The sequence below is a fragment of the Lacticaseibacillus camelliae DSM 22697 = JCM 13995 genome (assembly GCF_001436615.1).
Classification (GTDB): Bacteria; Bacillota; Bacilli; order Lactobacillales; family Lactobacillaceae; genus Lacticaseibacillus; species Lacticaseibacillus camelliae.
On record NZ_AYZJ01000084.1, the window covers coordinates 78,202 to 99,379 of the forward strand.

Annotated in this window: 26 protein-coding genes; 9 read left to right on the top strand and 17 right to left on the bottom strand. The window is 57.3% G+C overall.

Annotated features, from left to right (window positions below; translation table 11 throughout):
- Positions 1-128 precede the first annotated feature (128 nt).
- The gene (gene uvrC / locus FC75_RS11005) at positions 129-1,916 is read right to left on the bottom strand and encodes an excinuclease ABC subunit UvrC (RefSeq protein ID WP_056989908.1); all 1,788 of its coding nucleotides are present in this window, start codon (positions 1,914-1,916) and stop codon (positions 129-131) included.
- A 148-nt stretch (positions 1,917-2,064) separates the two neighbouring features.
- Between uvrC and FC75_RS11010 the strand changes: the two genes are divergently transcribed.
- The 4 genes from FC75_RS11010 to FC75_RS11020 all read left to right on the top strand — a co-directional run bounded on the left by FC75_RS11010 (position 2,065) and on the right by FC75_RS11020 (position 4,903).
- Complete coding sequence (locus FC75_RS11010) at positions 2,065-2,154, top strand: type I toxin-antitoxin system Fst family toxin (RefSeq protein ID WP_054663152.1); 90 nt, start codon at positions 2,065-2,067, stop codon at positions 2,152-2,154.
- Between the two features lie 267 nt (positions 2,155-2,421).
- A complete protein-coding gene (locus tag FC75_RS12740) occupies positions 2,422-2,562 on the top strand; it encodes a hypothetical protein (RefSeq protein WP_156314329.1) in 141 nt (46 codons plus the stop codon).
- A gap of 73 nt (positions 2,563-2,635) precedes the next feature.
- Positions 2,636-3,871, top strand: a complete 1,236-nt coding sequence (locus FC75_RS11015) for an MFS transporter (RefSeq protein WP_056989909.1) — start codon at positions 2,636-2,638, stop codon at positions 3,869-3,871.
- A gap of 180 nt (positions 3,872-4,051) precedes the next feature.
- A complete protein-coding gene (locus FC75_RS11020) occupies positions 4,052-4,903 on the top strand; it encodes an aldo/keto reductase (RefSeq protein WP_056989910.1) in 852 nt (283 codons plus the stop codon).
- A gap of 113 nt (positions 4,904-5,016) precedes the next feature.
- On the opposite strand, the gene FC75_RS11025 is transcribed toward FC75_RS11020, so the two are convergent.
- Positions 5,017-5,766, bottom strand: a complete 750-nt coding sequence (locus FC75_RS11025) for an amino acid ABC transporter ATP-binding protein (protein WP_056989911.1) — start codon at positions 5,764-5,766, stop codon at positions 5,017-5,019.
- A 159-nt stretch (positions 5,767-5,925) separates the two neighbouring features.
- On the opposite strand from FC75_RS11025, the gene FC75_RS12895 reads away from it, so the two are divergent.
- Positions 5,926-6,078, top strand: coding sequence for an SPJ_0845 family protein (locus FC75_RS12895; RefSeq protein WP_169790468.1), 153 nt, complete (start codon positions 5,926-5,928; stop codon positions 6,076-6,078).
- A 105-nt stretch (positions 6,079-6,183) separates the two neighbouring features.
- The gene (locus FC75_RS11035) at positions 6,184-7,140 is read left to right on the top strand and encodes a 2-hydroxyacid dehydrogenase family protein (protein WP_056989912.1); all 957 of its coding nucleotides are present in this window, start codon (positions 6,184-6,186) and stop codon (positions 7,138-7,140) included.
- A gap of 48 nt (positions 7,141-7,188) precedes the next feature.
- Here FC75_RS11035 and FC75_RS11040 read toward each other — a convergent pair whose 3' ends face one another.
- The 3 genes from FC75_RS11040 to yihA all read right to left on the bottom strand — a co-directional run bounded on the left by FC75_RS11040 (position 7,189) and on the right by yihA (position 8,922).
- Positions 7,189-7,959, bottom strand: a complete 771-nt coding sequence (locus FC75_RS11040) for a sulfite exporter TauE/SafE family protein (protein WP_056989913.1) — start codon at positions 7,957-7,959, stop codon at positions 7,189-7,191.
- A 73-nt stretch (positions 7,960-8,032) separates the two neighbouring features.
- Positions 8,033-8,323: a nucleoside triphosphate pyrophosphohydrolase family protein gene (locus FC75_RS11045; RefSeq protein ID WP_054663149.1), complete on the bottom strand. Its 291-nt coding sequence runs from the start codon at positions 8,321-8,323 to the stop codon at positions 8,033-8,035.
- Positions 8,320-8,922: a ribosome biogenesis GTP-binding protein YihA/YsxC gene (gene yihA, locus FC75_RS11050; protein ID WP_054663146.1), complete on the bottom strand. Its 603-nt coding sequence runs from the start codon at positions 8,920-8,922 to the stop codon at positions 8,320-8,322. The genes FC75_RS11045 and yihA overlap by 4 nt, the downstream gene beginning before the upstream one ends.
- A gap of 201 nt (positions 8,923-9,123) precedes the next feature.
- Here yihA and FC75_RS11055 point away from each other — a divergent pair, with 201 nt between their 5' ends.
- Complete coding sequence (locus FC75_RS11055; protein ID WP_056989914.1) at positions 9,124-9,969, top strand: NAD(P)H-binding protein; 846 nt, start codon at positions 9,124-9,126, stop codon at positions 9,967-9,969.
- A gap of 38 nt (positions 9,970-10,007) precedes the next feature.
- The gene (locus FC75_RS11060) at positions 10,008-10,445 is read left to right on the top strand and encodes an Rrf2 family transcriptional regulator (RefSeq protein ID WP_054663143.1); all 438 of its coding nucleotides are present in this window, start codon (positions 10,008-10,010) and stop codon (positions 10,443-10,445) included.
- Between the two features lie 91 nt (positions 10,446-10,536).
- On the opposite strand, the gene FC75_RS11065 is transcribed toward FC75_RS11060, so the two are convergent.
- The 6 genes from FC75_RS11065 to FC75_RS11090 form a co-directional block, all read right to left on the bottom strand.
- Positions 10,537-10,914 (bottom strand): DUF1304 domain-containing protein, encoded by a 378-nt coding sequence (locus FC75_RS11065; RefSeq protein WP_225350722.1) that lies wholly within the window; start codon positions 10,912-10,914, stop codon positions 10,537-10,539.
- Between the two features lie 61 nt (positions 10,915-10,975).
- Positions 10,976-12,229 carry an ATP-dependent Clp protease ATP-binding subunit ClpX gene (clpX, locus tag FC75_RS11070; RefSeq protein WP_056989915.1) on the bottom strand — a complete coding sequence of 418 codons (1,254 nt, stop codon included), beginning with the start codon at positions 12,227-12,229 and terminating at the stop codon, positions 10,976-10,978.
- 115 nt (positions 12,230-12,344) lie between these two features.
- The gene (locus FC75_RS11075; RefSeq protein ID WP_054663140.1) at positions 12,345-12,899 is read right to left on the bottom strand and encodes a DUF805 domain-containing protein; all 555 of its coding nucleotides are present in this window, start codon (positions 12,897-12,899) and stop codon (positions 12,345-12,347) included.
- 118 nt (positions 12,900-13,017) lie between these two features.
- Positions 13,018-13,218 carry a hypothetical protein gene (locus FC75_RS11080; protein WP_054663137.1) on the bottom strand — a complete coding sequence of 67 codons (201 nt, stop codon included), beginning with the start codon at positions 13,216-13,218 and terminating at the stop codon, positions 13,018-13,020.
- 66 nt (positions 13,219-13,284) lie between these two features.
- Entirely contained in the window at positions 13,285-14,670 is a 1,386-nt protein-coding gene (gene tig, locus FC75_RS11085; RefSeq protein WP_056989916.1) for a trigger factor, read from the bottom strand.
- Between the two features lie 115 nt (positions 14,671-14,785).
- Complete coding sequence (locus FC75_RS11090) at positions 14,786-15,376, bottom strand: PepSY domain-containing protein (RefSeq protein ID WP_056989917.1); 591 nt, start codon at positions 15,374-15,376, stop codon at positions 14,786-14,788.
- A 439-nt stretch (positions 15,377-15,815) separates the two neighbouring features.
- Here FC75_RS11090 and FC75_RS11095 point away from each other — a divergent pair, with 439 nt between their 5' ends.
- Positions 15,816-16,145 carry a hypothetical protein gene (locus FC75_RS11095; RefSeq protein WP_054663132.1) on the top strand — a complete coding sequence of 110 codons (330 nt, stop codon included), beginning with the start codon at positions 15,816-15,818 and terminating at the stop codon, positions 16,143-16,145.
- 156 nt (positions 16,146-16,301) lie between these two features.
- Here FC75_RS11095 and trpA read toward each other — a convergent pair whose 3' ends face one another.
- The 6 genes from trpA to trpD are packed head-to-tail and all read right to left on the bottom strand — an operon-like array spanning position 16,302 to position 20,677.
- Positions 16,302-17,081 (bottom strand): tryptophan synthase subunit alpha, encoded by a 780-nt coding sequence (gene trpA / locus FC75_RS11100; RefSeq protein WP_054663129.1) that lies wholly within the window; start codon positions 17,079-17,081, stop codon positions 16,302-16,304.
- The gene (trpB, locus tag FC75_RS11105) at positions 17,074-18,282 is read right to left on the bottom strand and encodes a tryptophan synthase subunit beta (protein WP_056989918.1); all 1,209 of its coding nucleotides are present in this window, start codon (positions 18,280-18,282) and stop codon (positions 17,074-17,076) included. The genes trpA and trpB overlap by 8 nt, the downstream gene beginning before the upstream one ends.
- Complete coding sequence (locus FC75_RS11110; RefSeq protein ID WP_056989919.1) at positions 18,269-18,736, bottom strand: phosphoribosylanthranilate isomerase; 468 nt, start codon at positions 18,734-18,736, stop codon at positions 18,269-18,271. The genes trpB and FC75_RS11110 overlap by 14 nt, the downstream gene beginning before the upstream one ends.
- Positions 18,715-18,861 (bottom strand): hypothetical protein, encoded by a 147-nt coding sequence (locus tag FC75_RS13065; RefSeq protein WP_156314326.1) that lies wholly within the window; start codon positions 18,859-18,861, stop codon positions 18,715-18,717. Before FC75_RS13065 ends, FC75_RS11110 begins: the two co-directional genes overlap by 22 nt.
- Positions 18,858-19,655 carry an indole-3-glycerol phosphate synthase TrpC gene (trpC, locus tag FC75_RS11115; protein WP_054663117.1) on the bottom strand — a complete coding sequence of 266 codons (798 nt, stop codon included), beginning with the start codon at positions 19,653-19,655 and terminating at the stop codon, positions 18,858-18,860. The genes FC75_RS13065 and trpC overlap by 4 nt, the downstream gene beginning before the upstream one ends.
- Positions 19,652-20,677 (bottom strand): anthranilate phosphoribosyltransferase, encoded by a 1,026-nt coding sequence (trpD, locus tag FC75_RS11120; RefSeq protein WP_056989920.1) that lies wholly within the window; start codon positions 20,675-20,677, stop codon positions 19,652-19,654. The genes trpC and trpD overlap by 4 nt, the downstream gene beginning before the upstream one ends.
- Between the last annotated feature and the right edge of the window lie 501 nt (positions 20,678-21,178).

Below are 21,178 nucleotides of genomic sequence, written 5' to 3' on the forward strand. Positions count from 1 at the left end.
TGCTCAACCTCCTGATTCCCGTTAACGATTAACGTGTCCACAGCCATGTTCATTATACGGTTAACTGACGCGTGCGCCGGCTTTTGTTGCGCCAAACCCACGAAAAAAGCCGACCACTGCTGGTCGACTTACTGGGCCTGCAGCGATACCTTGATCGCCTGGGCCACTTTCTTGCTGATGCCGAGCTTTTCAATGTCCTCGACACTGGCTTCTTTGATGTGATTAATGGTCTTGAACTGGCGCAGCAGTTTCGTGCGCGTCTTGGGCCCAACGCCTTGGATCATTTCCAGCTTGGACGCCAGCGAGTTCTTGTTGCGCAGCTGGCGGTGGAACGTGATGGCGAAGCGGTGGACCTCATCTTGGATCCGCGTCAGCAGGTAGAAGCCCTGCGAGTGCGGATCGAGATCAATGGGTTGGTCCAAGTCGCCGTAAAGCAGGCGGGCCGTGCGGTGCTTGTCGTTTTTGACCATGCCGGCAACAGGAATGTGCAGGTTCAGCTCGTTTTCCAGCACGTCCTTGACGGCGTTCATTTCGAGCTCCCCGCCATCCATCAGAATCAGGTCCGGCATTGACTTGTGCTCCTTGAGCAGGCGCGTGAACCGGCGCCGAATGACCTCGCGAGTGTTCGCCTCTTCGTCAGCACTGTGGTTGCCTTCCGCCTCAGCGAGTTTGTACTTGCGGTAGTTGCTCTTCTCGGCGCGGCCGTCGACGAACTGCACCATGGCCGACACCGGGTTGGTCCCCTGAATGTGGCTGTGGTCAAACGCCTCGATGACGTGCCCGTACGGCAGGCCCAACGCCTTGAAAATCTCTTCCTGGGCCCCAACGGTCGTGCGGTTATCGAGCTCAAGCAGCCGGAACTTTTCGTCCAACTTGATCTTCGCGTTCTTCTTGGCCAGGTCCATCAGCGAGCGCTTTTCGCCGCGCTGTGGGGTGCGCACCGGCACACCCAGCACCTGAGCCAGGACATCATTGTCGAGCCCCGCCGGCACCAGGATCTCCTTGGGCAGCACGTTATTCTTGCGGTTGTAGAACTGCATGATGAAGGTTTCAAATTCCTCGTTGGCCGTCGTGGTGATGGCAAACAGCCGCGACTCGCGCTTCATCAGGCGCGCCTGGCGAATGAAGAAGATCTGGACCGACATCCAGCCCTTGTCCATGTAAAAGTTGAACACGTCGCGCTGGGTCTTGTCGTTGGAAATGATCTTCTGTTTTTCGACCGTGGCCTCGATGTAGTGCAGCTGGTCGCGCAGCTCGGCGGCACGCTCGAACTCGAGCTTCTTGGCCGCGTCTTCCATTTTCTTGGTCAGTTCCTGCTTGACCCGGCCGGTGTTGCCATCCAGGAAGCTGCGGATCTTGGTGATCTGCTTGTCGTACTCTTCCTTGGGCACCGTCCGCCAGCATGCCCCGAGGCATTGCCCCATGTGGTAGTACAGGCACGGCCGGCCCTGGAAGCCGTTGCAGCGGCGCAGCGGGTAGACTTTTTCCAGAAAATGAATGGTCTCCTGCGCGGCGTACACGTTCGGGTACGGCCCAAAGTAGTAGGCCCCGTCCTTTTTGACGTCGCCGGTCAGCTCGATTTTCGGGTCGCGCTCGTTGGTGATCTTGATGTACGGGTAACCGGTCCCTTTTTTCAGCTTGATGTTGTAAAACGGCTGCCACTTCTGGATCAGCGTGATCTCAAGCAGGAAGGCTTCCTTGTCGCTGGACGTGACGATGTAGTCAAAGTCCGCGACTTCGGAGACCATCTTGGCGACCTTGCCTTCGTGGCTGCTCTTGAAGTACGAGCGCACGCGGTTCTTCAGGTTCTTGGCCTTGCCGACGTAAATGATCTTGCCGTTGATGTCCTTCATCTGGTAACTGCCGGGCAGATCCGGCAGCAGCGCCAGCTTGTGTTCAATGTGAGCGGATGCCATGCACTCGCCTCCCTTCTTATCTTTGCCGTTCTATTGTAAATTTGTCACTGACAGAATACAAGTCAGCCGGGCACAATCGATTGAGGGAAAAGCTTGGCACCAGCGTAATTAGAAATTGGCAACTAGCCTCCGAGAGGGGGTGTCCCACATGCATGAAATCTTCGTTGTGCTCATTGCACCGATCCTCGTCGGTGTCGCGACTTCGCTTGTCGATCATTGGCTGGATGATGACAAATGAGCATGAGCTAGCTGCCATCTAACCCACGCGTCGGTTTGCATCCAAGCCCTCGAAAAAAATACCGCTTCCTTGCGCATAAGGAGGCGGCATTCGTGTCCCACATGAGTGAGAAATCTTCGAATAACGTGATTATATCATGCGCCACTGAATTTTGACAACTCACTGCCTTTTCGTCCTAAGTGGCCTGCCACTGCTGCCGCCTGGCTGGCGTCCTACCGCCGGCCGTGCTATACTGGTCCTACTAACTTTTAGCAAGGAATGAGACACATGCCCAAGCACAACAAGAAGCGGTCGCGTAAAGACGCAGCCGAAAAGCTGGCCCGGGAGTCGCGCAGCCAGCTGCAAGGCGCACTGCGCCAAAGCCTAGCCCACGACCACCCCGGCGTCAAAATCACTAGCAAGCATTAACCAGACCGCCCACAGCGGTCTTTTCTTTTGCCGCGGCGGTTTGTATACTGGTAAGGTTTGGGCGGAGGTAAAAATGAAAGAATTTATGGCACTGAACAACAACTTAAAACTGCGCATGCTGACGGTGTTTTTGGCAGTCATGCTGTCCAGCTCGGTCGGGCCGAACATGACGATTTACTACGCCAAGTACTTCGGTGCCAGCATCACCGGGGTCCTGCTCATCATCGTCTCGGCCCTGGGCTTTGTCGCCGGGCTGTACGGCGGCCACCTCGCCGACGTACACGGCCGCAAACCGATCATGGTCGCCGGATCCCTGCTGACGCTGCTCGGCTTTGCCATCGCCGCTGCCATGAACTCACCGCTGGGCCGCTACCCGGTGCCGACCTTCTTCGGGTTTCTGATCGCCCAGGTCGGCGGGGCCATCACCAGCCCGGCTGAGGAGGCGATGGTAATCGACGTGTCGACCCCGAAGAACCGGCGCTATGTGTACGCGCTGATTTACTGGATCATCAACATCTCCGTCATGATTGGGGCCGCGCTGGGCGGCTGGTTCTTCCGCGATTACCTGTTTGAGCTGCTGGTGGGGATGATCGCCGTCACCATCATTAACCTGATCATCATCCAGTTCTTCATGACCGAAAGCTTCACCCCCGACCACAGCCTTTCCGGCTCGGTGTGGCAGGCCGTGCGCGGCTACCTCGGGGTGCTTTCCGACCACCGCTACGACTGGTACCTCGTCGGCATGGTGTTATCAGGCATCGTCACCGGCCAGCTTGGCTATTACCTGGCCGTGCACCTCGGCGCGGATTTTCACACGGTGCGGCTGTTTGGGCTTGAGATCTACGGCCAGCGCATGCTTTCCGGCATCACCCTAATCAACACCGCCATCATCATCCCCTTCATGTCGCTGTTCACGCGGCTCACCCAAGCCTGGTCACTGCGCCGCGCCTACACCATCGGCATGGCGCTGCAAACCCTCGGCTTTGCGCTGGCGTGCCTGTTCAACACGCTGTGGCCGATGGTGGCCTGCGCGGTGATCCTGACCATTGGGGAAATGATCGTCGTCCCGCCGAGCCAGACGCTGCGGGCGGACCTCATGGATCCGGAAAAAATTGGCACATACTCCGGCGCCTTTTCGGCCGTCAATCCCATGGCCAACATCCTGTGCGGCGCCACGGTCACCCTGTCCGCGTGGCTCGGGGGCATCGGCATGGCGATCCTGTTCGGGCTGTTGGGCGGCCTGTCCATTCTGGTCGTCGTGCACGTCATTGGCATGAAGCCGACACATGCGCCTGAACAAGCCGAATAGAAAAGGAAAGCTGCCCTGACCGGTTGGGAAATCTCCCCGGTTAGGGCCGTATTTTTTACGCAAAATCACTGGCTCACCCGCGTCGCGCAAGGCACAATACACTTACTATTCGTTTGTATCTTTGTTTGTGAACGCGCATACTAAACTCATTCAATCTTCACCAAAGAAAGGAATCTGCACATGCAAAAAACATTCAGTTTCGATCAAACATTAACTGTCAACCGGCTTGGCTATGGCACAATGCAATTGCCAGGCAAAGGCGTCTGGGGGCCTTCTGTTGACCCTGACAACGCCGTTGCCGTGATTGAAACCGCCATTGACCACGGTGTGAATTTCATCGACACCGCCGATGCTTATGGGCCGCTGTATGCCAACCTTTATCTGCGTGAAGCGCTCAAGCAGCGCCCCAACAGCCAAGTGATGGTCGCCACCAAAGTCGGCTTCACCCGCCAAGGCCCTAACCAATGGATCCCGCTTGGTGCGCCAGCCTACTTGCGCCAACAGGTTGAATTAAACTTGATGACTTTAGGCTTGGATCACATTGACTTGCTGCAGCTGCACCGCATCGACCCCAACTACCCGCTGGCAGATCAAATCGGCGAACTGGCTAAAATGCAAGAAGAAGGCAAAATCCGCCACATTGGGCTGAGCCAAGTATCGGTTGCCCAAATTCAAGCGGCCCAGAAGATTGTCCCAATTGTTTCGGTTCAGAATCGTTATAACCTGATCGACCGCAAAGACGAAGCCGTCTTAAACTACGCCGAAGCCAACCACTTGGCTTTTATTCCCTGGTTCCCGTTGGCCACCGGTAAACTGGCCCAAGGCGAGCAATTACAAGCCATCGCCAAGCGCTACAATGCCAGCCCAGCTCAAATCGCGTTGGCTTGGCTGCTCAAGCGCTCTGATGTGATCTTACCGATTCCTGGCACCAGCTCAACCAAGCATGTCGTTGACAACATTGCCGCGCAAGACATCGAATTAAGCCAAGCAGACTTTGACACCTTAGATCAATTAGGCCGTCAGCAACAATAACCCACTAACTCGCAATTACGCACTGGTAATTGCGAGTTTTTTTCGTCGTACAAAAAAAGCCGCCGCACCGGTTGGGAAACCTCTCCGATGGGCGGCGATACTATAGCCAAAAATTACTGGGCGAGCACCTTGCTCAGGAATTCCTTGGTCCGGTCTTCCTGTGGGTGACTGAAAATGTCTTCCGGCTTGCCCTTTTCGGCGATCACGCCTTGGTCCATGAACCAGACCTCGTTGGCCACCTGACGGGCAAAGCCCATTTCGTGCGTGACAATGACCATGGTCATGCCGGACTTGGCCAAGTCCTCCATAACTTTCAGGACTTCGCCGACCATTTCCGGATCAAGTGCTGAGGTCGGTTCGTCAAACAGCATGACGTCCGGCTCCATGGCCAGCGCCCGCGCAATGGCGACACGCTGCATCTGCCCACCAGACAGGCTGCTTGGGAACTCATTCGCCTTGTCGTCCAGGCCGACCTGATCAAGCAGCGCCTTGGCCTTCTTGGTGGCCTCTTCGTCATTGGCGGCCTTGACCTTCATCGGCGCCAGCTTGATGTTGTCGAGCACGGTCATGTTCGGGAACAGGTTGAACTGCTGGAACACCATGCCCATTTTTTCGCGGACCTTGTCGAGATCTTTTTCGCTCAGGGTCGTGAGGTCGGTGCCCTCAAACTTGACCGAGCCGCTGGTCGGCTTATTCAACAGGTTCAAGCTGCGCAGGAACGTCGACTTGCCGCCGCCTGACGCGCCGATGATGACAATGACATCGCCCTGGTTGATGGTTTCCGAAATATCATTCAGGACGACCTGGTCCCCAAACTTCTTCACCAGATGATCGATTTGAATCAATGGCTGTGAATCGCTCATATTGACTACTTCCCTTCGCCGGCAAGACGCCGAACTCATATCTTGAGACTAACTATACACGCTAATTAGTTTTTATGCAATATATATACGCATAAAATTCATTTTTTCGCGGGTAAATAAAACATGCTATACTAGCAGCAACGAAGGGAGTGTCTGCGCATGGGCTTGAAAGTAAACACCAAAAACGACTGGGGCGAAATGTTCGACAAGTTCGCCACCATTCCCGAAGCAGCCAAAGCGGCTGGCCCGGATCCCAAGGCCAAGGAAAAAGCCGAGAAGGCCAAGGCAGCCAAGGATAAAACGAAGAAGTAACGCTCAGACCGCCGCGCGCGGTCTATTTTTTTACCCTCGCGCAAAGGCAAATGGGTTGGGCCAAATCCAAGACGTGGTAAAATCGAAGCGAATGGAGGGAGTAACATGCCAAAAGTATTTATCTCCGACCGCATCCCCAAGGCCGCGGCTGACACGCTGACCCAGGCTGGTTTCACCGTGGATCAATATCTGGGTACCGGGTTGATCAGCGAGCAGGCCCTCGCCGCTGGCACCCACGATGCCGATTTTCTGATCGCGACCCTGTCGACTCAGGTCACCAAAGCCGTGATCGACCAGGCGCAACGCTTGAAGCTGATTGCCAACTACGGCGCCGGCTTCAACAACATCGACGTGGCCGCCGCCAGCGCGCGCCACATCCCCGTCACCAACACCCCGGCGGTGTCGACCACCGCGGTCGCCGAGGTCACGCTGGGGTTAATGCTGGCGCTCTCCCACCGCATCGTCGAAGGCGACCAGCTGATGCGCGGGGCCGGTTTTGACGGCTGGCAGCCCCTGTTTTTCCTCGGCCACGAGCTGGCGGGCAAAACGCTGGGCATTGTCGGCGCCGGCCACATCGGCCAGGCCGTGGCCAAACGCGCCGCTACGTTCGGCATGAACATCCTGTACACCCAGCGGCATCAGCTACCGGCAGCCCGTGAGCAGGCGCTGGGCGCGACCTTTGTCCCCTTTGATGAGCTGGTCTCCCAGTCCGACATCATCACGCTGCACGCGCCTCAGACCGCCGAGAATTTTCACCAGTTCAACGCTGAGACGTTTAAGGCCATGAAAAACACCGCGCTGCTGATCAACGCGGCGCGCGGCCCGATCATCGATGAGGCCACCCTGGCCGATGCGCTGGCCGCCGGCGAAATCGCCGGTGCCGCGCTAGACGTCTACGAGCACGAGCCGCAAGTCGAGCCGCGCCTGAAGACGATGAAGAACGTGATTCTGACGCCGCACATCGGCAACGCGACGGTCGAGGCGCGCGACGCCATGGCCATGATCTGCGCCAATAACGTGATCCGGTCCAGCCGCGGCGAACCCATCACGCCGGTCAATTAACCAAAGCAGCCGCAAACGGCGCTGGGCAAGAAGCCCGGCGCCGTTTTTTTATACCATGTATGCGGTGTAGAAGAAGTACGCCGCCAGCCCAAAGGCCGCAATGCCGATCGTGATGCGAATGGCCCGCTGCGGAATGTGCCGCACGACCATCGGCCCGATGTAGCCTCCGCCAAACATGCCAATGCCCAGCGGGATCACCATGAGCCAGTATACCTTGGTGGTAAAGGCGTAAATCACCAGAGACACGATATTGGTCAACAGCGTGGCGAAGTTTTTCAGCGCATTGGCCTCGGCGAAGGATACCGGCAAGGTCAGCGATAGGATCGCCAGCATGATCACGCCGGCCGCCGCGCCAAAGTAACCGATGTAGATGCCGACCAGAAAGACCAGAAAATTGCGCTCGACGAGCTTCCAGCCAGTGACAGTGTGGCCCTTCGTGTGCGCATTGGTCTTGGCCCGCGCCGACCAAAGCATCATGACCCCAGCGCTGGCAATCAGAAACGGCACCACTTTTTCAAAGGTGGCGCCCGGCGCGATTGCCAAAATCACGGTGCCCAAGATGCCGCCAATCAGCGCATAGCCGGTGACTGCAAACATCAAATTGCGATTGGCCTTTAACTCCCGCGCCGATGAAATACCGGCCCCAACCCCGGTAAAAATCATCGCGGCCGTGTTCGTAACGTCGGCGGACACCGGCGGCACGCCCAGCGCGATCAACACCGGGTACATCACCAACGACGCCATCCCCGCGATGGACGACAGCAGGCCCCCGGCAAACCCGGTGACCAATAGGATCATTGTAATTAAGTAAATATTCATTGCTCGCGCTCCCAGGATGCCTCACCATCAACATTAAAAAGCGACCAGGGCAAACACCGCGGCCGCAATTTGGTTAAAGCTTGGCTTCTGGGTACTTTTTAGCCAACGTCGCCAGGTTGGCCTTGGCCACATCGTCCAGCGGAATGTCCGCCCAGAGCGCGATTTGAGACAGGTACCACAGCACGTCGCCAAGCTCATCTTTCAGCTTGTCCGGCTCGAGGTCCTGGCCCTGAAAGGCGTACCGCTTGATGCGGTCGACCACCAGACCGGAATCCGAGGCGAGCCCCAACGTCAGGTTCGTCAACACGTGCTCGTTGCCGGCCAGCGTTTTGTTGGCCTTTTGCTGATACTCATTCAAGTTCATTGTTCACTGCCTCCGATTCCCGTTTGCTTCGTCAGCCAGTCCCACACGGCGTCCTTGCCCTCGCCCGTCGTCGCGGAGAACATCACGAGCTGGTCCGTCTGGTTCAGATCCAGCGTCTGCTTAATGTCCCGCATGATGGTTTGCCGCTTGGCCTTGCTGGTTTTATCGACCTTGGTGCCGACCACCAGCACATCCACGTTGAAGTACTTCAGGTACTGGTACATGGACACGTCGTCCTCACTGGGCGTGTGCCGCGCGTCCACCAGCTGCACCGCCCCGCGGAACGGCTTGCGCGTGCTCAGGTACTCCTCGATCATGCCGGCGAAGCGCTCGCGGTCTTTTTTGGAGACCTTCGCGTAGCCGTAGCCTGGCACGTCGACGAAGTACAGCAGGTCCTCGATGTTGTAAAAATTCAGCGTCTGGGTCTTGCCTGGCACCGCGCTGGTGCGCGCCATGCTTTTGCGGTCGATCAGCTTGTTGATCAGACTGGACTTGCCGACGTTGCTGCGGCCGACAAACACGATCTCCGGGTACCCGGTGTCCGGGTACTGCGCCGCGCTGACCGCGCTAATGGTCAGGCTGACATTGTTGACTTTCATAAACTACCTCCTGTAACACTCTGCCATTCAGTTTAGCATACCAGCAGAACAATTGGGCTCATCGGTCCGGTTACGGTTTGGTGACGTTTGAAAAGGCGAACCAAATCATCGCAACCAGCGAATTGTTCCTTGTGTTTTTTAAGACAACATGTTACGTTAATCTGCACAGGAAAGAATATTCAACTAAGGAGCTCTTCATTGATGACAACATATGCAGTAACAGGCGCCACTGGCCGCTTCGGTCAGCGGGCATTACAGTATCTCGCAGCCAAAATTTCTACCAGCGACATTGTGGCGTTGGCGCGCAACACCGAAAAGGCGAAAACGCTCGACCCCGCCGGCATCACGATCCGCCAAGCCGACTACACGGACGTCGACCAAATGACCCAGGCCCTGAAGAACGTTGACCGCCTGCTCTTTATTTCCTCCGTCCCAGGCGGCGCGGTGTCCCGAAGCCAGCAGCACCAGAATGTGGTGACGGCCGCCAAGCGCGCCGGCGTGAACTACATCGCCTACACCAGCTTTCCTCACGCAGACGTATCCACCGCGGCCCTGGCTGCCGACCATCACGCGACCGAGCAAGCCATCTTGGATGCCGGCATCAAGCACAGCTTCTTGCGGAACAACTGGTACCTGGAAAATGAAATGCCCCGGTTGAAGGCCGCCGCGGCCGGTCAGGACTTTCTCTATGCCGCCGGTGAGGGCAAGGTCGGCTGGGCCCTTGAGCGCGAGTACGCCGAAGCCGCAGCCGATGTGCTGGCGGCGACTGACACCAAGTCGGTCTATGAATTTGCCGGTCCGGCCCGCACCTACCGGGAATTGGCCGAGGCCATCAGCGGCCAGTTTGAAATCAAGAGCCTGAACGATGCCGACTACCAGGCGGCACTCGCGGCAACCGGGGTCCCCGCAAAACTGACCGGCATTTTCGCCGGCGGTATGGCAATGATCAAGGCAGGCGTGCTGGATGAAAACTCGACTGATCTGCCGGACGTACTTGGCCACGCGCTGACCCCACTGTCTGACGCCGTCAAAGAAGTGCTAAAATAAGGCCTAGCTGTTATTTTGAACGAGCGAGGTGACAAGCAATGCAATACTCCCACAAGCTAAGTGACGCCGTCCACGTGCTGGCCTATGTCCAGATTGGCGCCGGCTGGGACCTGTCGAGTAAGAAAATTGCTGCCAGCATTGAGGCCAACCCCAGTGTGGTGCGGCGCCTGATGGCCATGCTGGTCAAGGGCGGCCTGCTCACCAGCCATCCGGGCATGGTGCAGCCCGCCCTCGCCCGGCCGGCCGCTGAGATCAGCCTGCTGGACGTTTACCGCGCAGTGGACCCCACGGCGCTGTTGCACGTCGATGAGAAGACCAACCCGCAGTGCCCAATCGGCGGCAACATTCAAGAGACCTTGAATGAGGTTTACGACCAGGTCCAGCAGGCGGCCGAAGCCGAAATGGCCAAAGTCAGCCTGCAGCAGATCATTGACGGCATCGTTGGCCGCGCCAAGGCCCGGAAAATGATGGCCTGACCCAAAAATGGCCCCAAACTCGTCTGGTTTAAATTTCGCCAGATCAGTTTGGAGCCTTTTTCGTGCGCCGAATTTTGAAGTTGAAACGAATTTAGCCCATCAAGGAAGCCAGAATCAGCGCCAACCCAATCACGGCCGGCAGCACCTGCACCAGGAAAATCTTCCGCGTGACGGTAAGCCCACCGTACACACCGACTACCAGCAGGAAGACCAGGAGAATCAAGGCAACGGTCAAAAACGACGGCCCTGTTATCGTGAAGGCACTCGCCAGCATCGCCGCCCCCAGCATCAGGTTGTAGACGCCTTGGTTGGCCAGCGCAATTTGCGCATGGGACTGTTTCACGAAATCAAGTGGCAGCCCGAAGACACTGGCTTGCTTGGCAGGGGCGCCACGCATTTCAAGCCCCGCGATTCCAAGGTGCTCGACCCCAATCAGCACCAGTAAAGCTTTCAACCACCAAGTCATCATTTCCGCTCACTCCTCATAAAAAATGCCCGCAACGAGAGACTCGCTGCGGGCACGCGCCTGCTTAGGACGCCTTTTGGTCTTTTTCTTTAATCAGTTCCGGCTTGCCGGTGCCTTCGACAGCGGCCTTAGTCACAACGGCCTTGGTCACATCTGGCTCGGATGGCAAGGTGAACATCATGTCCTGCATGACAGCTTCAATGATGGACCGCAAGCCACGGGCCCCGGTGTCGCGCTCGATCGCCTTGTGGGCAATCGCGTGCAACGCACCAGTTGTGAACTCGAGCTCGGTGTTGTCCAGGGACAGCAGCTTCTGGTACTGCTTGACCAACGCATTCTTTGGCTCGGTCAGGATGCGGACCAAGTCGTCTTCGGTCAGCTTCTCCAGCGAGGCGATGATTGGGATCCGGCCGATGAATTCAGGAATGATCCCGAACTTCATCAGGTCTTCTGGCACGACCTGCTGCATCAGCGACTTGCCTTCGACCGCCTTGGACTCATCAGAATTCTTGCCGAAGCCGATGGTCTTTTCACCGAGGCGGTTCTTGACGATGGTCTCGATGCCATCGAAGGCCCCACCGACGATGAACAGGATGTTCGTTGTGTCGATCTGGATGAACTCCTGCTGCGGGTGCTTGCGGCCACCCTGCGGCGGCACGTTGGCGATCGTGCCTTCCAAGATCTTCAGCAGGGCCTGCTGAACGCCTTCGCCGGAAACATCACGAGTGATGGAAACATTTTCAGCCTTCTTGGCGATCTTGTCGATTTCATCGATGTAAACAATGCCTTTTTCCGCACGCTCGACATCGTAGTCGGCGTTTTGCAGGAGCTTGAGCAAGATGTTTTCAACGTCTTCACCCACGTAGCCCGCTTCGGTCAAGGTCGTGGCGTCCGCGATGGCAAACGGCACGTTCAAAATGCGCGCCAAGGTCTGAGCCAGGAACGTTTTCCCTGACCCAGTCGGCCCGATCAGCGCGATGTTGGACTTTTGCAACTCCGTGTCGCCTTTTTCGGCCACATTCATCTGGTTCACGCGCTTGTAGTGGTTGTAAACTGCGACCGCCAGTGCTTTTTTCGCAGCGTCTTGGCCGATCACATAGTCGTTTAAGACCTTGAGGATCTCGACCGGCTTCGGTACTTCAAGCATGTTGTCAGCGGCATCCTGCTTGAACTCCTCGTCGATAATCTCCTTGCACAGGTCGATACATTCATTGCAGATGTAAACGCCAGGGCCAGCAACGATCTTTTTCACCTGATCCTGCGACTTGCCGCAGAACGAGCAGGTCACAGGCCCGGTGGTTTCAACGTTGTCAAACATTAACTTTCAACCCCTTCTTAATAACTCCATGATACCAAACTCAGGGCATCATGCCTAGTTGCACTCGCGCAAGCATAGCATAAGCGCAAGCCCCCCTGCAAGCGCCGCGCTTCATTTAATTGGTCACGGTCGAATCTATGGCCACAGGCGGGTTTTTGCTTGGCAGCAAATCGATCACCAACTCGAAAAGCGCCGCCACCACGATCAGCGCGATGCCGATTGCCGTGGCCCATGGCTGATCGTTCAACTCACCGTTTGGCAGCAAAATGCCACCCAGCGACCCCGCCGCGTAAAAGCCAACCAGCCACCACCAGGACCACCCGGCGTCGCGAAACCGACGCACTTCCATTGACAGTCCCGGCACGATGATGGCCACCCCGTAAATCATGAACACCGCGATCAACGCGATCAAACTGCTGAGTCGCAACATATCCCCGCTAAATAACTTGGTGATCCCGTGATCAACGCCGAGGATCAGCCACCCCAATGCAATCACGAGCCCGGCAATGAGCAGCCGCCACAGCGCGACCCACCAGTACTCACTGCGACTGGAACGGCCGGTGAAATTGACGTAGTTTGCGAAGAACCCGATCCCCGAGCGCAAAAAGCCCGCACGGTAGTACTTGTTGTCAGCTTGACGCTGCACCTCGGCACTGACTGGTTTAGCCATGACGTCACCTCCCGTTTTCTTGACTCCAGCATACGCGCCTTGACAAGCGCTGTCATTAATTCGCCATTGTCGATATATTCCCCGGAAAAAAAGCGCTCAGCCAACTGCCCGTGACGCTTCAGCTGACACCCAACACCAAGAACAGCAGACCAGCCACAATGGCGGCCAGGCCGATGGTGAAGACCAGACCGCGAGCTTTTTCATTCATCCTGCGCCGACGCGACAACAACACCAGCGCCAAACCACTCAGCATGATCAGCAAGGGCCGTCTGCCTGGCCCGCCGGCCAAGCGTACAATTAAACGCGCGATTCGAATCATGGGCTAGCCTCCTCAGATAGAAAAAGCACCCCCCGCTATGCGAGAGGTGCACCGCCAACAATCTCATTACTTGGCGTCTTTGGCATCCTTTGCGTCAGCCTTTTTGTCTGCCTTGGCATCGTCCTTCTTAGCAGCTTTCTTGGTCGACTTCTTTTCGGCCTTCGGGGCCACTTCCTTGACGTTGTCCGTGATCAGGGTGATCGCGTCCTGAACGCCAATGTCGTGCTTCAGCATGTCATCGGTGAGGGCCTTGCGAACGGCCTTCTCTTCCATGTTGTATTCGCCAGCCAGGCGCTTAATTTCAGCCTTGACCTGGTCGTCAGTCGGCTCGATCTTTTCAGCCTTGACGACCGCTTCAAGGACCAAGTTCGTCTTGACGCGGCTCTCGGCGTTGGCCGCAAACTGCTTCTTCAGGTCGTCTTCGGAGGTGCCAGTCAGCTGGTAGTACATCTGCGGGGAGATGCCCTGTTGCTGCATGGAGCTCATGTACTGGTTCATTTGGTTGTCGACTTCGGTGTCGATCATGGCCTGTGGAATCGCCGGGATCGTGGCGTTCGCAACAGCCTCAGCAATGGCCTGCTCCTGGATGGCGTCCTTAGCGGCGTCGTCCTTCTTTTCCTGCAGGTCAGACTTGATCTTCAGCTTCAGTTCTTCAAGCGTGTCAACGTCTTCGTCGTCCAAGTCCTTGGCAAAGTCGTCATCCAGCTTAGGCAGTTCCTTGCTCTTAACTTCGTGGAGGGTCGTCTTGAATTCGGCGTCCTTGCCCTGAAGTTCCTTAGCTTGGTAGTCATCCGGGAAGGTGACCTTGACGGTGACTTCATCGCCGGCTTTGTGGCCGATCAGCTGATCTTCAAAGCCAGGAATGAAGGAGTTAGAGCCCAGTTCGAGCGAGTAGTTCTTGGCAGAGCCGCCATCGAATTCCTTGCCGTCAACGGTGCCGACATAGTCGATTGTGACCGTGTCGCCCTTTTCAGCCTTGCCGTCTTCCTTGAGTACGAGTTCAGCCTGGCTCTTCTGCTTGTCTTCAAGCTCCTTTTGAACATCTTCGTCAGTGACGGTAGTGTCCTGCTTGTCAACTTCAAGACCCTTGTAGTCGCCCAGTTTAACTTCTGGGGCAACGGTAACGGTGGCCTTGAGGACCCAAGGCTTGCCTTCGTCCATTGAATCGATGTCGACTTTTGGCTGGTCGACCGGGTCGATACCGGCTTCCTTAACCGCGGCGTCGTACTCGCTAGGCATCACGATGTTCAGTGCGTCCTCGTACAGTGCGGACTCGCCGTACATGTGATCGAACACGGTACGTGAAACGTGGCCCTTACGGAAGCCTGGCACGTTCAGGTTCTTCTTAACGCGGTTGAACGCTTGGTCCAACCCCTTTTTGATTTTATCTTGCGCGATTTCGAAGGTCAAAACACCTTCCGTGTCGCCTTTCTTTTCCCAGTTTGCAGCCATGATATCCCTCCGACTATTTTCTGTTATTCGTATTGCATACTTTAGTTATGATACGCGAAAAGCCCGCCTTTGTAAACGTTCGGCGGGCCTGCCAAGAAAAAAACTTTACGGGCGCCTAATCGTCGGCCACCGCGGCTGACGCAACTCCGCTGTACGCGTCAACGTGAACCACGTGTTCGCCGCTGTCGTGCTGCAGCGAAACCTCCCACTGTACCTGGCCGTTATCGGTGTCCAGATCCCACTCGGTGGCGGTGCTGCCAGCGAGCTTCTTGGTGGCGGCCGCCGTGATGTCCTTCAGCGGTTTCAGCCCGGCGCGCTTGATGACCGGGTCGTTGTCGTCGGTCGAGTCCTCCTCGTCCTGAATCGTTTCGCCGGTGTCGCCATTGATCGTCATTTCGTGCTCGGTCGTCCCGACGTTGCCGGTGATTTCATATCGGTAGGTCCCGGTTTCGCGATCGAGCTTCACCGCCGTCACCTGGGCATCCGGATGAGCCTTCACGAAAACGTCCCAGGCCTGATCCAGCGTCTGTTTAGGCAGCGTTTGGGCAACCTTGCTGCTGGAAGACCGGCTGGACTTGGTCGACTGGCTTGATTTCGTTGTCTGGCTGCTTTTGTCTTTGGCTTCGTGATCGTCATCATCGTGGCCGCAAGCGGCCAGCCCTAGGGTCGTGAGAGCAACTACGGTAATAAGGACGCGTTTGATCATTGTCAGACTCCTTTGCGGTGAGTGATTGCGCTGTCATTAATCCTAGTTTAGCAAATGTTTTGCTTCCTGCATAGAAAAATAGTTTATCTAGTTTATAAGTTTTTTGAAGCAAGACACGATCCCCCTTCTCACGTCCAGAGTCCTAGTGCTGAGTATGCATCGGCACCGCCAGGATGAGTCAGTGCAAAAGGGCCACCGAGTTGGCGCCTTACTAGTTCCTCCGGGCCATCCGGTATTCCTTTTTCAGATCAAATCTCGTATAATAGAAACAAAGAAGAACGTATGTATCAAGAGTGTTGGTAGTGGCTATGCACTGTGACCAACCGGCAACGTACCGCAAGGCAACGTGCCCCACCATAGACGGATGCAGATCAACTCACTCGGGAGGTCGTGCATTTGTGTACGGCCTTCTTTTAATTCAAGAGTGGAGGAATGAACTATGTTAGTTTTTAATGATGGAAACTTGATGGAAGTTGCAACCGGGGCCGAGGCCGTTCAGGCACTGATCGACTCGCTGCCGGGACGCACGGAACTTAACTGCATTGGCCTGAACACGTACCTGCTGGCGCGGAGAAATAGCTCTTCAGCGCAGGTCGCCCAGCTGGATGCGATCGTGATTCAAAAACTCGCACGCGCTGCCAAGGCAGAGGCACAACCTGCCAAGACCTGGTACCAAAAGCGCGCCAGCAACATCAACCGCAACTGGCTGAACGGCTTTGCCACCTCGCCTGACGTCCCGGAAACGGTCCGTCAAGCGGCCACTTTGTAAGGCGTAACTGGCGAATCACAATCAGTGATCAAAATCCTCGGGCAACCGAGGATTTTTTGTGCGCACTCAAAAAGCCTGAAGCGGGTGTTTGCGCACCTGCTTCAGGCCGGTTCAAAATATCGCGAGGTCAGTTCAAATTGCTCAGTCTTACGCCAGTTATTCGGCGGATTCGACTGCAGCGACCATTTCCTTGGTGTACTTGCCAATGACCGGCGCCGGGTCGGCGTTGTCGGCGACCATTTGGACGATGGCGGAACCGACGATGACGCCGTCCGCTTCCTTGGCCAGGGTCTTGGCCTGCTCTGGGGTGTGGACCCCAAAGCCGATGCACAGCGGCGCGTCGGTCACCTTGCGCAGGCTGGCAATCAGGTCAGGCAGGTTCAGCGCAAAATCGTTGCGCTGACCGGTGACGCCAAGCGCGGACACGATGTAAATGAAGCCCGTTGCGTGCTGAACCAGCTTCTCCAGCCGGCTGCCCGAGGCCGGGCTGATCAGCGGGATCAGGTCGACGTGGTGCTTTTCCGTGTATGGCAGGATCTCGCCGGCCTCCTCGGCAGGCAGGTCGGGAATGACTAAGCCGTAGACGCCGAGCTCCTCGCAGCGTGCGGTGAACTTTTCGTAGCCGTACTTGAACGGGATGTTCGCATAGGTCAGAAACACCAGCGGCACCTGCGAGGTTTCGCGGATTTTCGCAACGATGTCGAACACGCCGTTGACCGTGATGCCACCGGCAAAGGCGCGCAGCCCGGCCGCCTGGATCACCGGCCCGTCGGCAATGGGATCGGAAAACGGCACGCCGAGTTCGACGATGTCCGCACCGGCGGCGGCGAGTGCCAGGACCTGGCTGACGGTACTGTCAGCCGACGGGTCGCCTGCCGTCACGAACGGAATGAATGCCTTGTGACCATTTTTAAAAACGTCTCGTAATTTACTCAATGCCCTTTACCCCCCGGTACTTCGCGATGCTGGCCACGTCTTTATCGCCGCGCCCGGACAACGTGCAAATAATGGTTGAATCCTTCGGCATGGTCGGCGCGAGCTTTTGGACGTAAGCCACCGCATGGCAGCTTTCGATCGCGGCGATGATGCCTTCCTCCTTGGCGATGTACTCAAAGGCCGCCACCGCCTCGTCGTCGGTGATACCGACATACTTGGCGCGGCCGCTGGCAGCCAGCGCCGCGTGCTCAGGCCCGATGCCTGGGTAATCCAGGCCGGCAGAAATCGTGTACACCTTGTCGATCTGGCCTTCATCGTTCTGCAGGAAGACCGACTTCATGCCGTGAAAAATGCCTGGGGTGCCAAGCTCCATGGTCGCGGCGGTCTTGCCGGAGTGAATCCCCTTGCCGGCCGCCTCAACGCCGTACAGCTTGACCGATGGATCATCGATGTACTCGGCAAACGAGCCGATCGCGTTGGAGCCGCCGCCGACACAGGCGACGATGGCATCAGGCAGTTTACCTTCCACGTCCATGATCTGCTGCTTGGACTCTTTGGAAATGACGCTTTGGAACTCCTTGACCATTGCCGGATACGGCGCCGGGCCCATAGCGGAACCGATCAGATAGTAAGTGTCATCGGGATGTGCCGCCCAGTCCTGCAGCGCCGCGTTAACGGCGTCCTTGAGCAGCCCCTGACCCGACGTGATTGGCCGCACCTTCGCGCCCAGCAGCTCCATCCGGTAAACATTCAGGCGCTGGCGCTCGGTGTCTTCCTTGCCCATGAAAATCTCGCAGTCCATGCCGAACAACGCAGCCGCCGTGGCGGTGGCCACGCCGTGCTGGCCGGCGCCGGTTTCGGCGATCAGCCGGGTCTTGCCCAGCTTCTTAGCCAGCAGGACCTGGCCGAGCACGTTGTTGATCTTGTGGGCGCCGGTGTGATTCAAATCCTCGCGCTTGAGGTAGATCTTCGCGCCGCCGAGGTCCTCGGTCATGTTCTTCGCGTAGTACAGCAGCGATGGCCGGTTGGCGTAATTATTCAGCAGGTCGTGGAACTCCTTTTGAAAGGCGGGGTCCGTCTTGCAGTCCTCGAAGGCCTTGGTCAGTTTTTCCAGCTCGGACATCAAGGTCTCCGGCACGTACTGGCCGCCGAATTCTCCGAAGCGGTTGTCTTTTTTATCAGTATCCTTATCTTTTAACATCTGAAAAGTTCCTTTCTGTCTCGCGGACCGCGGCAACGAAGGCTTGCACCTTCGCCGCATCCTTGCGGCCGTTAGTTTCTAGACGGCTTGACGCATCGACAATGGCCGGATGCGCGCAGGTAATGGCGTCCTGGACGTTGTCGGCATCCAGGCCTCCCGCCAGCATCAGCGGCTGATTTGCACTCGGCAGGTGATGCCAGTCCAGCGTCTGGCCGGAGCCGTCGCCGGCATCCATCAGGGCATAATCGGCGGTCGTGGTCGGCTGCGCGGCATTCACCCGTGCGAACACGTCAAACCCCAGCGCGTGAAGCGTGGCGACCAGCCCGGAATCAGCCGGCCGGTGCAGCTGCACCGTGGTGATGATGGGAAAAAGCGTAGCCAGCGCCGCGGTGTCCGGTTCAACGACCACCGCCACCGGCGTGATTCCGGCGGTCAAACCCGCCGCCAGCGCCATTGCCCGCTGCGGGCTGACCTGATGGCGCCCTGCCGCCAGGACAAACCCCGCGTAATCCGGCGGACCCGATTGACCAGGTCCACATCGGCTTCGGTCATCAGGCCGCACACCTTCACCGCGGTCATGCTTGGACCTTCTCGACGGCGCGGCGGTACTCGCGAATGGTCGCGACGCGGTCCTGCGCCTTCATGAATGTTTCGCCGATCAGCGTGCCATTGAGCCCGCCGGCCTGCAGCTCCTGCAGCTGGCTGGGCTTGGTCACGCCGCTTTCGGCAATCACCGCAATGTCCTGCGGGATCAGCTTGCGCCGGCGAATGCTGTTTTGAAAATCAACGCTGAAGTCGCGCAGGTCGCGATTGTTGACGCCCATCAGCTGCGGGTGAAGCGGCAGCGCGCGGCTGATTTCATCCTCCGAGTGGCACTCGACCAGCGGCAGCAGCCCCATTTTCAGGGTGTAGTCGTACAAGTCGGTCAGCTGCTGCCCCGGCAAAATCGCCGCAATCAGCAGCACCATGGTCGCGCCGCTGGCCCGCGCCTGGTCGATCATGTAACGGTCGATGGTGAAGTCCTTGCGCAGCACCGGCGTCTTCACGGTTTGCGTGACGGCCTTGAGATCTGCCAGCTGGCCGTGAAAATAATCCGGCTCGGTCAGCACCGAAATGGCGTCGACCCCTGCTGCCTCGTACTCGCTTGCGATCTGTGTCACCGGGAAGCTGGTGGCAATCTGCCCCTTGCTCGGCGAGGCCTGCTTGCACTCGGCAATAATGCCAAAATGCTGGTGCAGGCGCGCCGGCAAAAGCGCGGCCGCCTGTGGTGCCGGAGTTGCCAGCGCCTGGTCATGCATGGCCGCCGGACTGATGTCAGCTTTTTCGCGAATCAGCCGCTTTTGGGTCGCGGCCACCAAGTCGTCCAAAATCATGCACTCACCTCAACGTGATCAACTGCCAACGCATCATCCAGCCGCTTGATGGCGGCGCCTGACTCAATGGTCTTGCGCGCCAGATCGATGCCGGCCTGAATCGTTGGGGCCGCGCCCGTCAGACTCAGCGCCACGCCGGCGTTAAAGATCACGGCGTCGCGCTTGGCGCCCGTATCGCGGCCGGCCAGCACATCCCGCGTGATCTGCGCGTTTTGTGCCGGCGTGCCGCCCACCAGTTCCTGTTTATTCGCGATCTTGATGCCGTAATCCGCAGGGTTCAACGTCAGCTTTTCAAACTGACCATCCCGAATGCGAATCGCATCGGTTGGGCCGGTCACTGTGACCTCGTCCAGCCCGTCCTCGCCGTGGATCACCATGCCGGAAGTGACGCCGAGCTGGCTGATGGCCTCGGCCATTGGCTGCATCAAGTCCTCGCTGTAAACCCCCAGCAGTTCGTAGGTCGGCCGGGCAGGATTGGCCAGCGGCCCGATCAGGTTAAAGATGGTCGGGAAACCGAGTTCCTTGCGCGCCGGACCAACGAAGCGCATGGACGGATGATACTTTTGCGCGAACAGGAAGCAGAAGTTGTAGGCCTTCAGCAGCTGCGCCGACTTTTCCGGTGTCGCGTTGATGTCAAAGCCCAGCGCCTCGAGCACATCGGCTGCCCCGCTCTTGGACGAGGCCGCCCGGTTGCCGTGCTTGGCGATTTTCACCCCGGCCGCTGCGATGACGAACATCGAGGTGGTGGAAATGTTGAAGGAGTCACTGTGATCGCCGCCAGTGCCGACGACCTCCAGCACCTTAGCCTGCGGGTCAAACGGCAAGGCCTTGCGGCGCAGCGAGTCCGCCGCGCCGGCGATTTCCTGCGGTTTCACGCCTTTGGCCGCCATCGCGGTCAGGTAGCTGGCAATCATTGTTGCGTCCGCGATGCCAGAGGTCAGCTCGTCGTGCGCGGCCTTGGTTTCGTCAAAGGTCAGGTCTTCGTGCTTCACTAATTTGTTGATTGCTTCGTGTAATGTCATGATTTTTCTCCTCGTTGGAATCCTGAAGTGTCAGTCTGCCAAGTTGGCCTTGCCATCGTTTGAACATCATGTTGTTCGCCGCCTTTATGAGAATACAAAAAGCTCGCCCATAAACAGTCATGCTGTTTAAGGACGAGCTTTCACTCGCGGTGCCACCTTAATTGGACTCGATCGAAATTGTCGATTCAAAGTCCCTCTTATACAGGGCTAACACCCTGCCGGCAACTGACGCGTGCCAGACGTGCTTCCTGACTCACCAAGAAAAAGCACTCGGTTTTTGGGCAGCCCCTCGGTGGTCCATTTAACTATCTGCGTTCGACGACACTCACAGCTCCGGTCGCTCTCTGGGCGTGCACAATAGTCTTGATCTCCACCTCATCGGTTTATGGACGTGCTATTTGATTAGCTCTTATACTAATCACATTCTCATCTTACGTCAATGGCTTTCACATAATTATTTTGACGATGTCGGGAAAATTTTCCCCCTAGAGTCGCCAAGCA

What these genes read in the sequence shown, in the direction of transcription:
- FC75_RS11065 (WP_225350722.1), bottom strand. Translation starts at nt 10,914, where the DNA reads ATGATGACTTGGTGGTTGAAAGCTTTACTGGTGCTGATTGGGGTCGAG.
- FC75_RS11010 (WP_054663152.1), top strand. Translation starts at nt 2,065, where the DNA reads ATGCATGAAATCTTCGTTGTGCTCATTGCACCGATCCTCGTCGGTGTC.
- tig (WP_056989916.1), bottom strand. Translation starts at nt 14,670, where the DNA reads ATGGCTGCAAACTGGGAAAAGAAAGGCGACACGGAAGGTGTTTTGACC.
- FC75_RS11020 (WP_056989910.1), top strand. Translation starts at nt 4,052, where the DNA reads ATGCAAAAAACATTCAGTTTCGATCAAACATTAACTGTCAACCGGCTT.
- FC75_RS11025 (WP_056989911.1), bottom strand. Translation starts at nt 5,766, where the DNA reads ATGAGCGATTCACAGCCATTGATTCAAATCGATCATCTGGTGAAGAAG.
- FC75_RS12895 (WP_169790468.1), top strand. Translation starts at nt 5,926, where the DNA reads ATGGGCTTGAAAGTAAACACCAAAAACGACTGGGGCGAAATGTTCGAC.
- uvrC (WP_056989908.1), bottom strand. Translation starts at nt 1,916, where the DNA reads ATGGCATCCGCTCACATTGAACACAAGCTGGCGCTGCTGCCGGATCTG.
- clpX (WP_056989915.1), bottom strand. Translation starts at nt 12,229, where the DNA reads ATGTTTGACAACGTTGAAACCACCGGGCCTGTGACCTGCTCGTTCTGC.
- trpB (WP_056989918.1), bottom strand. Translation starts at nt 18,282, where the DNA reads ATGTTAAAAGATAAGGATACTGATAAAAAAGACAACCGCTTCGGAGAA.
- FC75_RS11045 (WP_054663149.1), bottom strand. Translation starts at nt 8,323, where the DNA reads ATGAACTTGAATGAGTATCAGCAAAAGGCCAACAAAACGCTGGCCGGC.
- FC75_RS11015 (WP_056989909.1), top strand. Translation starts at nt 2,636, where the DNA reads ATGAAAGAATTTATGGCACTGAACAACAACTTAAAACTGCGCATGCTG.
- FC75_RS11055 (WP_056989914.1), top strand. Translation starts at nt 9,124, where the DNA reads ATGACAACATATGCAGTAACAGGCGCCACTGGCCGCTTCGGTCAGCGG.
- trpC (WP_054663117.1), bottom strand. Translation starts at nt 19,655, where the DNA reads ATGATTTTGGACGACTTGGTGGCCGCGACCCAAAAGCGGCTGATTCGC.
- FC75_RS11080 (WP_054663137.1), bottom strand. Translation starts at nt 13,218, where the DNA reads ATGATTCGAATCGCGCGTTTAATTGTACGCTTGGCCGGCGGGCCAGGC.
- FC75_RS11095 (WP_054663132.1), top strand. Translation starts at nt 15,816, where the DNA reads ATGTTAGTTTTTAATGATGGAAACTTGATGGAAGTTGCAACCGGGGCC.
- FC75_RS11075 (WP_054663140.1), bottom strand. Translation starts at nt 12,899, where the DNA reads ATGGCTAAACCAGTCAGTGCCGAGGTGCAGCGTCAAGCTGACAACAAG.
- FC75_RS13065 (WP_156314326.1), bottom strand. Translation starts at nt 18,861, where the DNA reads ATGACCGCGGTGAAGGTGTGCGGCCTGATGACCGAAGCCGATGTGGAC.
- FC75_RS11040 (WP_056989913.1), bottom strand. Translation starts at nt 7,959, where the DNA reads ATGAATATTTACTTAATTACAATGATCCTATTGGTCACCGGGTTTGCC.
- FC75_RS11035 (WP_056989912.1), top strand. Translation starts at nt 6,184, where the DNA reads ATGCCAAAAGTATTTATCTCCGACCGCATCCCCAAGGCCGCGGCTGAC.
- trpD (WP_056989920.1), bottom strand. Translation starts at nt 20,677, where the DNA reads ATGACATTACACGAAGCAATCAACAAATTAGTGAAGCACGAAGACCTG.
- FC75_RS11110 (WP_056989919.1), bottom strand. Translation starts at nt 18,736, where the DNA reads ATGGCGCTGGCGGCGGGTTTGACCGCCGGAATCACGCCGGTGGCGGTG.
- FC75_RS12740 (WP_156314329.1), top strand. Translation starts at nt 2,422, where the DNA reads ATGCCCAAGCACAACAAGAAGCGGTCGCGTAAAGACGCAGCCGAAAAG.
- yihA (WP_054663146.1), bottom strand. Translation starts at nt 8,922, where the DNA reads ATGAAAGTCAACAATGTCAGCCTGACCATTAGCGCGGTCAGCGCGGCG.
- FC75_RS11090 (WP_056989917.1), bottom strand. Translation starts at nt 15,376, where the DNA reads ATGATCAAACGCGTCCTTATTACCGTAGTTGCTCTCACGACCCTAGGG.
- FC75_RS11060 (WP_054663143.1), top strand. Translation starts at nt 10,008, where the DNA reads ATGCAATACTCCCACAAGCTAAGTGACGCCGTCCACGTGCTGGCCTAT.